This is a genomic window from Streptomyces sp. MNU89 (genome assembly GCF_020982505.1).
In the GTDB taxonomy this organism is placed as follows: domain Bacteria; phylum Actinomycetota; class Actinomycetes; order Streptomycetales; family Streptomycetaceae; genus Streptomyces; species Streptomyces xinghaiensis.
Genome location: NZ_JAJKLL010000001.1, coordinates 5,960,954 through 5,973,109, shown reverse-complemented (window position 1 = coordinate 5,973,109; position 12,156 = coordinate 5,960,954). Strand labels below are relative to the sequence as shown.

Below are 12,156 nucleotides of genomic sequence, written 5' to 3'. Positions count from 1 at the left end.
TCGATGAGGGCCTCGTCGACCGGCCGGTACTCGACGAGGCCGAGGGGCTCCAGCAGCCGGAAGCGGCGGTCCAGCCGCATGACCTCCTCCGACACCTCCTCCAGTACGGCGTCGGTGGGCTCCGCCATGTCCTCGGGGACGACGACGGTGGCGGCGAGCGCGGGCAGCGGTACGAAGCTGCGCTCCGGGTCGCCGAGGCCGCCGCCTTCCAGGGCGGTGAGGACGTAGAGCGCGGCGAGGACGCGGCCGAGGGTTCCGGCGGCCTCGCCGGAGGGCCGGTCCGGGGCGGCGGCACCGGCGCCGCTCCCGGCGGCCGTGCCCTCACCCTCGCCCCCGCCGGCAGCCTCGCTCCCCGTCCCGGTCCCGGCCTCGGTCTCCGCCTCGGTGAGGACCGTCTCCAGTCCGCTGCGCCAGAGCTCCAGGATCTCCCGCGGGCCGCCGCCGGTGACCCGTGCGGCCTGCTCGCCCGGGACGGCCCGCCGGCCCGCCGGGCCCGTCCGCCCGGAGCCGTCCGGGGCGGCCCCGGCTTCCGTACCGTCCTCCGCGGTGATCCTCAGCAGGCCGGTCCCGGCCGCCAGCCGCCATGCCGCGCGGGTGGCCGCGAGCCCGCCCGGATCGCCGTCCACCCCCAACTCACGTGCCAGACGCGTCAGTCCGGCGTGCTCCGGCTGCCCGTCCGCGCCGACCGGCACCCCGTCCCCCAGCCGGCGGGCGAGCCGCACGGCGCGCGCGAGGAGCGGCGCCGCCAGGGCCTGGCGCGCGAGTTCGGCCTGGGAGGGCAGCCGGAGCGGCGGCATGACGGAACGGTCTCCGGGCATGGGCGACTTCTCCTCGAAACGCTCTGGGGTCCGCACCGCGTCGGGTGCTGATCCAGCCTAGACCGGCAGGGGCGCTTCCCGTCCGGTTCACCGCGGCGTCCGCCCGTGTACACCGGCGGTCCCTTGACAACGGGGGTCCCCACGCCGGAGATTGACGCGCGTAGAAGCACTGCGGGTGCCGAACTCCCGTTCCCCGCCTCCCATCCGGCGGCGCGGGCCCCGCCCGTCCCGCGCGCGACCCCGGGTGGCGGGCCCGCCACCCGTCCGACCTCACCACCCGGAGACCCGATGGACCCGATAGCCCCGCCCGCCGCCGCCCGACCGCTCCGCCGCACCGCCGCGCTGGGCACGGTGGCCGCCACCGCGCTCGCGGCCGGACTGCTGGCCGCGCCGCAGCAGGCCGAGGCCGCGCAGCCGCGCATCCACGACATCCAGGGGAGCACCCGCCTCTCCCCGTACGACGGCGAGCGGGTCACCGACGTCCCCGGCGTGGTCACCGCGGTCCGCGCCTTCGGCTCCGCGCGCGGCTTCTGGGTGCAGGACCCGCGGCCGGACCGCGACCCGGCCACCAGCGAGGGCGTGTTCGTCTTCACCGGCTCGAAGACTCCGGCCGTCGCGGCCGGCGACGCGGTGCTGGTCTCCGGCACCGTCGGCGAGTACTACCCGGGCGGCCGGGACGCGGGGCTCCAGTCCGTCACCCAGATCTCCGGCGCCACCTGGACGGTGGACTCCTCCGGCAACGCCCTCCCGGCCGCCTTCCGGCTCAACGGCGCCTCGGTGCCGAACCGTTACGCCCCCGAGGCACGCGGCGGCGGCAGCATCGAGCACCTTCCGCTCCGTCCGCACCGCTACGCGCTGGACCGCCACGAGTCGCTGGAGGGTATGCGCGTCCAGGTCTCCGACGCCGGCGTCGTCGGCCCGTCCAGCCGCTACAACGAACTGTGGGTGACGGCCGATCCGCGCGAGAACCCCACCGCGCGCGGCGGCACGCTCTACGCCTCGTACCGCGACCAGAACGGCGCCCGGGTGAAGGTCGCCTCCCTCATCCCCTTCGCCGAACGGCCGTTCCCGCAGGCCGATGTCGGCGACCGGCTCACCGGCACCACCGCCGGCCCCCTGGACTACGACCAGTTCGGCGGCTACGAACTCCAGGCCACCGAGCTCGGCGCGCTGGAGGACAACGGCCCGGACCGGGAGCGGACCCGGCCGCAGCGGGCCGGCGAACTGTCCGTCGCCACGTACAACGTGGAGAATCTCTCCCCGAAGAATCCGGACGAGAAGTTCACCCGGCTCGCCGAGGCCCTGGTGGACCACCTCGCCTCCCCCGACATCGTCGCCCTGGAGGAGGTCCAGGACGACAACGGGCCGGTCAACGACGCGGTGGTGAGCGCCGACGCCACGCTGCGGAAGCTGACCGAGGCCATCGCCGCCGCCGGCGGCCCCTCCTACGCGTGGCGCCAGATCGACCCGGCCGACGACGAGGACGGCGGCCAGCCCGGCGGCAACATCCGGGTGGCCTTCCTCTACAACCCCGAGCGGGTCTCCTTCCCCGACGTGCCCGGCGGCGACGCGACCACGTCCGCCGTCCCGCTGCGCGGCGCGGACGGCGAGGTCGGCCTCTCCGCCAACCCGGGCCGCATCCGCCCGGAGAACGCCGCCTGGGACGACAGCCGCAAGCCCCTCGCGGCCGAGTTCCGCTTCCGGGGCGAGCCCGTCTTCGTCGTCGCCAACCACTTCGCCAGCAAGGGCGGCGACCAGGCGCTCGACGGCCGCTTCCAGCCCCCGGTGCGCTCCTCGGAGACCCAGCGCATCGCCCAGGCCAAGCTGGTGGCCGGCTGGGTGAAGTCGCTGCTGGAGCTGGACCGCAAGGCGAAGGTCGTGGTCGCCGGCGACATCAACGACTTCGGCTTCTCGCCCACCGTGGACGCCCTCACCGACCACGGCCGCGTTCTCACCGACCTGGTGGACCGCCTGCCGCGCGACGAGCGCTACGGCTATGTCTACAACGGCAACTCGCAGGTGCTGGACCACATGCTGACCAGCCGCGCGATCCGCCACGCGGACTACGACATCGTCCACATCAACGCGGAGTTCGCCGACCAGGCGAGCGACCACGACCCCCAGGTCCTCCGCTTCCGCCCCTGACCACGGCGTCCCGGGTCACCGCCGCCGGGGGGCGGTGACCCGGGACGGTCCCCGGCGGCCTCAGCGCCGGGTGAACACCGGGATCCAGCTTCTTCGAGGTGTCGTTCGGCGTAGCCGGTGGCGATGGACGGCACGGCGTCCTGTGACTGGAGGGAGGAGGTCCACCGTCACACACGGGACCTCGCTCAGACGGGTCTTGACCTCAAGTGTGGTTCAGGTTGGAGGCTTCCTCGTACGGGCCACCGGCGCGCGCCCGGAGGCGGCGCGGCCCCACACATTGGAGAAGTCTCATGTCGAGCCATACCGTTCAAAACCCCGGCCCCTCTGTGCCCGACGCATCCCCGGGCCGCCGCTCCGGCCTCACCTGGTGGAAGGCACTGGTCACCGGAGCGGCCTGCGCGGTCGTCGCCAATCTCATCGTCCTCGCCGTCGCCGAGCTGGCCGGTGCCTCGCTTGTCGTCGTCGACGGCGGCAAAGAGCATCCGATCGCGGTCGGGGACGTCATCGGTGCCTCAGTCGTCCCGCTGGTCGTCGGGACGGGCGCTGCCCTGTTGCTGTCCCTGTGGAAACCGGTCTTCTTGCGGATCGCGCAGTATACGGGCGGTGGCCTGGCACTGTTGTCGGTCGCCGGCCCCCTGTCGTCCGGAGCCGATGGTGGCACCGTCGCCGCCCTGTCCCTGATGCACATCACCCTCGGCGTGACGGTCGTCGTCACCCTGGAGCTCCACCGCCGGCACCGACTCCTCTGATGCCGTGAATCGTGGCCTCCGCTTCTGCGCGGGCGATGGCGCGGAACACGCACACCCCGATGCCCACGACTGACTCCCCTCCCGACGCGATAGCGAGAAGCAGCGGGAGCAACGGCAGGACCGGCGCATACGCGGCACCCAGCATGCGGGGCAACCAGTCCGAAGGCCGGGATGCCCACGGCCCGTGCGGCCCCCGTGATTCACCGGGCCGCACGGGCCGTATGGCCTGTGCCGTGACGGCTGCCGCCGCTCAGTCGTTGCTGTGCAGGGCCGCGTTCAGGCCGCCCCAGGAGCCGGTGCGCTGGAGGGCCTCGACCTTGCCGGTGGTGGAGTTGCGGCGGAAGAGGAGGTTGTGGGCGCCGGAGAGTTCCACGGCCTTGACGACGCCGCCGTCGGGCAGGCTGACGCGGGTGCCCGCGGTGACGTAGAGGCCGGCCTCGACCACGCAGTCGTCGCCGAGGGCGATGCCGATGCCCGCCTCGGCGCCGAGCAGGCAGCGCTCGCCGATGGAGATGACCTGCTTGCCGCCACCGGAGAGCGTGCCCATGATCGAGGCGCCGCCGCCGATGTCGGAGCCGTCGCCGACGACCACACCGGCGCTGATCCGGCCCTCGACCATGGAGTGGCCCAGCGTGCCGGCGTTGAAGTTGACGAAGCCCTCGTGCATCACGGTGGTGCCGGTGGCGAGGTGGGCGCCCAGGCGCACCCGGTCGGCGTCGGCGATCCGGACACCCGCCGGGGCGACGTAGTCGGTCATGCGGGGGAACTTGTCGACGCTGGTGACGGCGAGGTGCAGCCCCTCGGCGCGGGCCGCGAGCCGGACCTTCTCGACCTGGTCGACGGGGACCGGGCCGAGGCTCGTCCAGGCGACGTTGGCCAGCAGGCCGAAGATCCCGTCGAGGTTCTGGCCGTGCGGCCGGACCAGGCGGTGGCTGAGCAGATGCAGCCGGAGGTAGGCGTCGTGGGCGTCGGCCGGCTTGTCGTCGAGCGAGGCGATGACGGTGCGGACGGCGATCACCTCGACGCCGCGGCGCGGATCGGGGCCCAGCGCCTTCGGCGCGGACTCGCCCAGCAGTTCGGCGGCGCGCTCCGGGGTCAGCCGCTCGGTCCCGGCCGGGCCCGGCTCGGCGATGAGCTCGGGGGCGGGGAACCAGGTGTCGAGGACGGTGCCGTCGGCGGCGAGGGTGGCGAGCCCGGCGGCGGCCGCGCCGGTCTTACGGGTGGTGGCTGCTTCGGTCATGACCGAACGCTAACCGGTCCCGCTCCGCCCCCGCGAACCGGTCTCAGCGCCCGGTCACCGGGCCGGCCCGGGACACGCCTCCGCCCCGCGCCGGAGACCCGGGCAGGGCGGAGAACGCTGCCGAAGGGCGAAGCCGGGCGGCCGGGGCGGGACGGGGCCCGCGCCGGGCCGGAGCCGGACGCCGCCGGAGGTCAGACGTTGAAGCCGAGGGCGCGGAGTTGCTCGCGGCCCTCGTCGGTGATCTTGTCGGGGCCCCACGGCGGCATCCAGACCCAGTTGATCCGGAGCTCGTTGACGATCCCGTCGGTGGCCGACTTCGCCTGGTCCTCGATGACGTCGGTCAGCGGGCAGGCCGCGGACGTCAGCGTCATGTCGATGGTGGCGATGTTGGAGTCGTCGACGTGGATGCCGTAGATCAGGCCGAGGTTGACGACGTCGATGCCCAGCTCCGGGTCGACGACGTCGTAGAGGGCCTCGCGGACCTCTTCCTCGCTCGCGGGCTTGGTGGTCTGTGCGGTCTCGGTCATGCCGACTCCTTCGCTGACTCGTCGCCCAGTGCCTGCGCCGTGGCGTCCTTCCAGGCCATCCAGGACAGCAGGGCGCACTTCACGCGCGCCGGGTACTTCGAGACGCCGGCGAACGCGACCGCGTCCTCCAGCACCTCCTCCATCGCGTCGTCGGGCTCCAGCCTGCCCTTGGACTGCATCAGTTCCAGGAAGGTCTCCTGGATCCTCCGCGCCTCGGCGAGCTCCTTGCCGACCAGCAGTTCGTTGAGCACCGAGGCGCTGGCCTGGCTGATGGAGCAGCCCTGGCCGTCGTAGCTGACGTCCTCGATGGTCTCGCCGTCGAGCCGCACGCGCAGGGTGATCTCGTCCCCGCACGTCGGGTTGACATGGTGCACCTCGGCGTCACCCTCGCGCAGACCACGCCCGTGGGGGTGCTTGTAGTGGTCCAGGATGACGTCCTGGTACATGGAATCCAGCTTCACAGCAGTCAGCCCTCGTCCGTCCTCAGCCGAAGAAGTTCCGTACGTGCTCCAGGCCGTCGACCAGGGCGTCGACCTCGGCCGGGGTGGAGTACAGATAGAACGACGCTCGCGTGGTCGCGGGAATTCCGTACCGCAGGCAGACGGGCCGCGCGCAGTGGTGGCCGACCCGGACGGCGATGCCCTGCTCGTCCAGGACCTGGCCCACGTCGTGCGGGTGGATGTCGCCGAGCGTGAAGGAGATCGCCGCGCCGCGGTCCTCGGCCGTCACCGGGCCGATGATCCGCAGGTCCGGGACCTCCCGGAGCCGGCGGACGGCGTACTCGGTGATGGTGTGCTCATGGGCCGCGATCTTGTCCATACCGATCGCGGTGAGGTAGTCCACGGCCGCGCCGAGGCCGACGGCCTGGGCGATCGGGGGCGTGCCCGCCTCGAACTTGTGCGGCGCCGGGGCGTAGGTCGAGTGGTGCATCGACACCGTCTCGATCATCTCGCCCCCGCCCAGGAACGGCGGCAGGTCCTCCAGCAGCTCCTGGCGGCCCCAGAGGACGCCGATGCCGGTCGGGCCGCACATCTTGTGGCCGGTGAAGGCCACGAAGTCGGCCTGGAGCGCCTGCACGTCCAGCGGCATGTGCGGGGCGGCCTGGGAGGCGTCGATGACGGTGAGCGCGCCGACGTCCTGGGCCCGGCGGATGATCTTGTCGACCGGGTTGACCGTGCCCATGATGTTGGAGACCAGGGTGAACGAGACGACCTTGGTCTTCTCGGTGATGATCCGGTCGATCTCCGACAGGTCGAGCCGGCCGTCGTCGGTGAGGCCGAACCACTTCAGCTTCGCGCCGGTGCGCTGCGCGAGCAGCTGCCACGGAACGATGTTGGAGTGGTGTTCCATCTCCGTTATGACGATCTCGGTGTCGCTGTCCACACGGTAGGGCTCGTCGGCCCAGCCCAGCATGTTGGCGACGAGGTTGAGCGACTCCGAGGCGTTCTTGGTGAAGATCACTTCGTCGCGGCTCGGGGCGTTGACGAACGCGGCGACCTTGTCACGGGCGCCCTCGTACAGCGCCGTGGCCTCCTCCGCGAGCACGTGCACACCGCGGTGCACATTGGCGTTGTGGCGCTCGTAGTAGGCGTTCAGCGCGTCGAGGACCTGGCGCGGCTTCTGCGAGGTGGCCGCGTTGTCCAGGTACACGATCTTCTTCCCGTCGTGGACCGTGCGGTCCAGGATGGGGAAGTCCTTGCGGATCGCCTCCACGTCGTACGACGACGCCGTGAGGAGGCCCGGCAGCTGTGTCACTCGGCTCAGGCCTCCTTCGTGTAGGCCTCGTAGCCCTCGGCCTCGAGCTTGTCGGCCAGCTCCGGGCCGCCGGACTCGGCGATCCGGCCCTTGGCGAACACGTGCACGTGGTCGGGCTTGATGTACCGCAGGATGCGGGTGTAGTGCGTGATCAGCAGGGTGCCGGTCTCGCCGGTCTCGCGGACGCGGTTGACGCCCTCGGAGACGGTGCGCAGCGCGTCCACGTCCAGACCGGAGTCGGTCTCGTCGAGGATCGCGACCTTCGGCTTGAGCAGCTCCAGCTGGAGGATCTCGTGGCGCTTCTTCTCACCGCCGGAGAAGCCCTCGTTGACGTTGCGCTCGGCGAAGGCCGGGTCCATGTTCAGCCGCTCCATGGCCGTCTTGACCTCCTTCACCCAGGTGCGCAGCTTGGGGGCCTCGCCGCGGATGGCGGTGGCGGAGGTGCGGAGGAAGTTGGAGACGGAGACGCCGGGGACCTCGACCGGGTACTGCATGGCGAGGAAGAGGCCGGCGCGGGCCCGCTCGTCGACGGACATCTCCAGGACGTTCTCGCCGTCGAGGGTGACGGTGCCGCCGGTGACGGTGTACTTGGGGTGACCCGCGAGGGAGTAGGCGAGGGTGGACTTGCCGGAGCCGTTCGGGCCCATGATGGCGTGCGTCTCGCCCTGCTTCACGGTCAGATCGACCCCGGACAGGATCTCCTTCGTGCCGTTCTCGACCTCGACGGAGACGTGCAGGTCGTGGATTTCAAGCGTTGCCATGGATGCCTCAGGACTCCTGGGTGACGGAGACGAGCACAGCCGCTTCGGGGCCGTCTCCTTCGATCTTTACGGGGTATACGGGGACGGGACGGGTGGCGGGCGGGCCGGAGGGCTTACCGGTGCGCAGATCGAACCGCGAGCCGTGCAGCCAGCACTCGATCTGGCAGTCCTCGACCTCGCCCTCGGAGAGCGAGACGTTCGCGTGCGAGCAGATGTCGTGGATCGCGTACACCTCGCCCTCGGTCCGGACGACCGAGACCGGGGTGCCGTCGACCTCCACCCGCCGGGGGGCGTCCTCCTCCAGCTCGGACAGCCCGCAGACCCGTACGTAGGCGGTACCGGTGCCGGGGGCCATCAGACGGACGCCTCCAGCTCCGTGTCGATCTTCTCCAGCAGCCGTTCCTGCAGCTCGGGGAGGTTGATCTGCTGGACCAGCTCGGCGAAGAAGCCGCGGACGACCAGCCGGCGGGCCTCGTCGGCGGGGATGCCGCGGGCCATGAGGTAGAACAGCTGCTCGTCCTCGAAGCGGCCGGTGGCCGAGGCGTGGCCGGCGCCGACGATCTCGCCGGTCTCGATCTCCAGGTTGGGGACCGAGTCCACCCGGGCTCCGTCGGTGAGGACGAGGTTCCGGTTGAGTTCGTAGGTGTCGGTGCCCTCGGCCGCGGCGCGGATGAGGACGTCGCCGATCCAGACGGCGTGCGCCTCCTCGCCCTGCAGCGCGCCCTTGTAGACGACGTTGCTGCGGCAGTGCGGGATCGCGTGGTCGACGAAGAGCCGGTGCTCCTGGTGCTGGCCGTTGTCGGTGAAGTACAGGCCGTAGAGCTCGGCCTCCCCGCCGGGGGCCGCGTAGTTGATCCGCGGGTGGAGCCGGACCAGGTCGCCGCCGAAGGTGACGATCACGGACTTGAAGGTGGCGTCGCGGCCGACGAGCGCGGTGTGCTGGCCGGCGTGGACGGCCTTGCCGTCCCAGTCCTGGACGGAAACGGCGGTGAGCTTGGCGCCGTCCCCGAGGACGTACTCAACGTTGCCGCCGAAGGTGGCGTCCCCGGTGTGGTCGAGAACGACGATCGCCTCGGCGAAGGCGCCGACCTCGATGACGTGGTGGGCGTAGGCGGTGCCGCCCTGACCGTGCACGGAGATCCGCACCGGCTCGGAGAGCACGGTCTCCTTGGGGATCGTGATGACCGTGGCCTTCTCGAACGAGCTGTACGCCTGGGCGGCGACCCGGTCGACGGGCTTGCCGGCCCGGCCGAGCCGGGGGTCGTCCCGTCCGACCCGTTCCTGGGTGGCCTCTGCGGGGGTGAAGACCTCGTAGCGGACGCCGCCGTCGTCCACGGCCGTGCCGTCGTGCAGCCCGCGGAGGCGCTCCAGCGGGGTGAACCGCCACTCCTCCTCGCGGCCGTGCGGCACGGGGAAGTCCGCCACGTCATAGGAGGCGGGCGCGCTCACCCGGGCGTCGGCGGGATGGTCACCGCCCACCTGAATGGCACCTTCCGTGGTGCTGCCCACCGGGATGTTGTCAGCCATGGCTAGTCGTACTGCTCACTTTCTGCCTCAGTGTGATCGCTCAAGGTCTGTGGGGCGGCCGCCGCCCCGTGCCCCGTCGGACGGGCACGGGACGGGCGGGCCCCGGACGGCGTCGGCCGGTCAGCCGACCGCGCCCTCCATCTGCAGTTCGATCAGCCGGTTCAGCTCCAGCGCGTACTCCATGGGCAGCTCGCGCGCGATCGGCTCGACGAAGCCGCGCACGATCATCGCCATGGCCTCGTCCTCGGAGAGACCGCGGCTCATCAGGTAGAAGAGCTGGTCCTCGCTGACCTTGGAGACGGTCGCCTCGTGGCCCATGGACACGTCGTCCTCGCGGACGTCCACGTAGGGGTAGGTGTCCGAGCGGGAGATCGTGTCCACCAGCAGGGCGTCGCAGAGCACGTTGGACTTGGAGCCCGCGGCGCCCTCGCCGATCTCGATCAGGCCGCGGTAGGAGGTCCGGCCGCCGCCCCGCGCCACCGACTTGGAGACGATGTTCGAGGAGGTGTTGGGGGCCATGTGGACCATCTTGGCGCCCGCGTCCTGGTGCTGGCCCTCGCCGGAGAAGGCGATGGACAGGGTCTCGCCCTTGGCGTGCTCGCCCATGAGGTAGACGGCCGGGTACTTCATCGTGACCTTGGAGCCGATGTTGCCGTCGACCCACTCCATGGTCGCGCCCTCGTAGGCCACGGCACGCTTGGTGACCAGGTTGTAGACGTTGTTCGACCAGTTCTGGATCGTCGTGTAGCGGCAGCGGGCGCCCTTCTTCACGATGATCTCGACGACGGCGCTGTGCAGCGAGTCCGACTTGTAGATCGGGGCGGTGCAGCCCTCGACGTAGTGGACGTAGGCGTCCTCGTCGACGATGATCAGCGTCCGCTCGAACTGGCCCATGTTCTCGGTGTTGATCCGGAAGTAGGCCTGGAGCGGGATCTCCACGTGCACGCCCTTCGGCACGTAGATGAACGAGCCGCCGGACCACACGGCCGTGTTGAGCGCGGCGAACTTGTTGTCACCGGCCGGGATGACCGTGCCGAAGTACTCCTGGAAGAGCTCCGGGTGCTCCTTGAGCGCCGTGTCGGTGTCCAGGAAGAGGACACCCTGCTCCTCCAGGTCCTCGCGGATCTGGTGGTAGACGACCTCGGACTCGTACTGGGCGGCGACACCGGCGACGAGGCGCTGCTTCTCGGCCTCCGGGATGCCCAGCCGGTCGTAGGTGTTCTTGATGTCCTCGGGCAGGTCCTCCCAGCTGGCGGCCTGCTTCTCGGTGGAGCGGACGAAGTACTTGATGTTGTCGAAGTCGATGCCGCTGAGGTCGGAGCCCCAGGTGGGCATGGGCTTCTTGCCGAACAGCCGCAGGCCCTTGAGCCGCAGCTTCAGCATCCACTCCGGCTCGTTCTTCTTCGCCGAGATGTCGCGGACGACCTCCTCGGACAGTCCGCGCTTGGCCGCCGCGCCGGCGGCGTCGGAGTCGGACCAGCCGTATTCGTAGGTGCCCAGACCCTCGAGTTCGGGGTGGGCGGTCTCCGTGGGGAGCGTCATGCGGGGTTCCTCCCGGCCGTGCTTGCGGATGCTGTGGTGGTCCTGGTGGTGGTGCGGTGCGGGCGGGCGGGGCCGCTCTCGGCCGTTCCGGTCCGCGGGCGCCCGGTGCGCCGCCGCTCCGGGTCCGGCCGCCGCCCTTGGCGTGGCCGCCGCCCTTCGGGCCGCCGGTGGCGCCGCCCGGGGGAGCGCCGCCCTTGGGCACGAAGGTGGTGCAGACCCCGTCGCCGTGGGCGATGGTGGCCAGCCGCTGCACATGGGTGCCGAGCAGGTCCGAGAAGACCTCGGTCTCCGCCTCACAGAGCTGCGGGAACCGTTCGGCGACATGGGCGACCGGGCAGTGGTGCTGGCAGAGCTGCTCGCCGACCGGTGCGCTGCGCGCGGCGGCAGCGTACCCGTCCGCGGTCAGCGCCCTGGCCAGGGCTTCGGTGCGCTGCTCGGGCGCCGCGCTCTCGATGACCTTGCGGTAGCCGGCGGCCTGCGCGGCCAGCCGGGCGCGGGCGAAGGCGGAGACCGCGGCCTCGCCCTTCTCGCCGCCGCCCGCCTGCTGGGCGATCCAGCGCAGCGCGTCGGTGGCGAGCGAGTCGTAGGCCTGGTCGAAGGCGTCCCGGCCGTCGTCGGTGAGCGCGAAGGCCTTCGCGGGCCGGCCTCGGCCGCGCGAGCCGTAGACCCGCTGGTCGCGGGGTTCGACGAGGCCCTCGGCGAGGAGGGTGTCGAGGTGGCGGCGGACGGCCGCCTGGGTCAGTGCCAGCCGCCCGGCGAGTTCGGCGGCGGTGGAGGGTCCGTGGTCGAGGATGGAGCGCGCGACGCGGTTGCGGGTGGAGCGCGGCTCGTCGTGCGCGGGCAGGGGCGACGGGGCGGTCACCGGGACCGCCGCTGTCTTCCGCTCTTCGCTCACGTTTTTCACAACGCCATTGTTGCGTAATTATTCCGCCGGCGACAACCGAGGCCGGACGGCCGTCACGTGGGCTCGATCACTAAGGATTACCTAACACCCGGCCGGGCGGCCGGGGCCGGGCGGGGGGCGGCGCCGCCGCCGTCCCGCTCCCCGTGGCTCACCTGCGGCTCCCCGGGGCACACCGGCGCCGGGAAACC

10 protein-coding genes and 1 pseudogene are annotated in these 12,156 nt (G+C 71.7%); 2 read left to right on the top strand and 9 right to left on the bottom strand.

Translation table 11 applies throughout. The features are described 5' to 3' along the window. Positions 1-1,106: 1,106 nt before the first annotated feature. Positions 1,107-2,963 carry an endonuclease/exonuclease/phosphatase family protein gene (locus E4N63_RS25495; RefSeq protein ID WP_125626039.1) on the top strand — a complete coding sequence of 619 codons (1,857 nt, stop codon included), beginning with the start codon at positions 1,107-1,109 and terminating at the stop codon, positions 2,961-2,963. A 326-nt stretch (positions 2,964-3,289) separates the two neighbouring features. Then, positions 3,290-3,712 carry a DUF6069 family protein gene (locus E4N63_RS25490; RefSeq protein ID WP_125626040.1) on the top strand — a complete coding sequence of 141 codons (423 nt, stop codon included), beginning with the start codon at positions 3,290-3,292 and terminating at the stop codon, positions 3,710-3,712. A gap of 250 nt (positions 3,713-3,962) precedes the next feature. On the opposite strand, the gene dapD is transcribed toward E4N63_RS25490, so the two are convergent. From dapD to E4N63_RS25445, 9 genes and pseudogenes are all read right to left on the bottom strand, one after another. Continuing rightward, a complete protein-coding gene (gene dapD, locus E4N63_RS25485) occupies positions 3,963-4,952 on the bottom strand; it encodes a 2,3,4,5-tetrahydropyridine-2,6-dicarboxylate N-succinyltransferase (RefSeq protein WP_125626041.1) in 990 nt (329 codons plus the stop codon). Between the two features lie 191 nt (positions 4,953-5,143). Beyond that, positions 5,144-5,479 (bottom strand): metal-sulfur cluster assembly factor, encoded by a 336-nt coding sequence (locus E4N63_RS25480; RefSeq protein WP_019709591.1) that lies wholly within the window; start codon positions 5,477-5,479, stop codon positions 5,144-5,146. Further along, positions 5,476-5,940, bottom strand: coding sequence for a Fe-S cluster assembly sulfur transfer protein SufU (gene sufU, locus E4N63_RS25475; RefSeq protein ID WP_043463136.1), 465 nt, complete (start codon positions 5,938-5,940; stop codon positions 5,476-5,478). Before sufU ends, E4N63_RS25480 begins: the two co-directional genes overlap by 4 nt. A 22-nt stretch (positions 5,941-5,962) precedes the next feature. Further along, positions 5,963-7,234 carry a cysteine desulfurase gene (locus E4N63_RS25470; RefSeq protein ID WP_125626042.1) on the bottom strand — a complete coding sequence of 424 codons (1,272 nt, stop codon included), beginning with the start codon at positions 7,232-7,234 and terminating at the stop codon, positions 5,963-5,965. Between the two features lie 5 nt (positions 7,235-7,239). Further along, positions 7,240-7,995 carry a Fe-S cluster assembly ATPase SufC gene (sufC, locus tag E4N63_RS25465; protein ID WP_125626043.1) on the bottom strand — a complete coding sequence of 252 codons (756 nt, stop codon included), beginning with the start codon at positions 7,993-7,995 and terminating at the stop codon, positions 7,240-7,242. A 7-nt stretch (positions 7,996-8,002) separates the two neighbouring features. Beyond that, positions 8,003-8,350, bottom strand: coding sequence for a non-heme iron oxygenase ferredoxin subunit (locus E4N63_RS25460; protein WP_125626044.1), 348 nt, complete (start codon positions 8,348-8,350; stop codon positions 8,003-8,005). Continuing rightward, positions 8,350-9,522 carry a Fe-S cluster assembly protein SufD gene (gene sufD, locus E4N63_RS25455; protein WP_125626045.1) on the bottom strand — a complete coding sequence of 391 codons (1,173 nt, stop codon included), beginning with the start codon at positions 9,520-9,522 and terminating at the stop codon, positions 8,350-8,352. Before sufD ends, E4N63_RS25460 begins: the two co-directional genes overlap by 1 nt. 120 nt (positions 9,523-9,642) lie before the next feature. Next, positions 9,643-11,064 carry a Fe-S cluster assembly protein SufB gene (sufB, locus tag E4N63_RS25450; RefSeq protein ID WP_125626046.1) on the bottom strand — a complete coding sequence of 474 codons (1,422 nt, stop codon included), beginning with the start codon at positions 11,062-11,064 and terminating at the stop codon, positions 9,643-9,645. After that, positions 11,061-11,968 (bottom strand): annotated as a pseudogene (locus tag E4N63_RS25445) (helix-turn-helix transcriptional regulator). The gene sufB and the pseudogene E4N63_RS25445 overlap by 4 nt, the downstream one beginning before the upstream one ends. Positions 11,969-12,156 lie beyond the last annotated feature (188 nt).

Bases quoted from the DNA above. Each gene is read 5' to 3' on its own strand.
- E4N63_RS25495 (WP_125626039.1), top strand. From the start codon at position 1,107: ATGGACCCGATAGCCCCGCCCGCCGCCGCCCGACCGCTCCGCCGCACC.
- dapD (WP_125626041.1), bottom strand. From the start codon at position 4,952: ATGACCGAAGCAGCCACCACCCGTAAGACCGGCGCGGCCGCCGCCGGG.
- E4N63_RS25480 (WP_019709591.1), bottom strand. From the start codon at position 5,479: ATGACCGAGACCGCACAGACCACCAAGCCCGCGAGCGAGGAAGAGGTC.
- sufC (WP_125626043.1), bottom strand. From the start codon at position 7,995: ATGGCAACGCTTGAAATCCACGACCTGCACGTCTCCGTCGAGGTCGAG.
- E4N63_RS25460 (WP_125626044.1), bottom strand. From the start codon at position 8,350: ATGGCCCCCGGCACCGGTACCGCCTACGTACGGGTCTGCGGGCTGTCC.
- sufD (WP_125626045.1), bottom strand. From the start codon at position 9,522: ATGGCTGACAACATCCCGGTGGGCAGCACCACGGAAGGTGCCATTCAG.
- sufB (WP_125626046.1), bottom strand. From the start codon at position 11,064: ATGACGCTCCCCACGGAGACCGCCCACCCCGAACTCGAGGGTCTGGGC.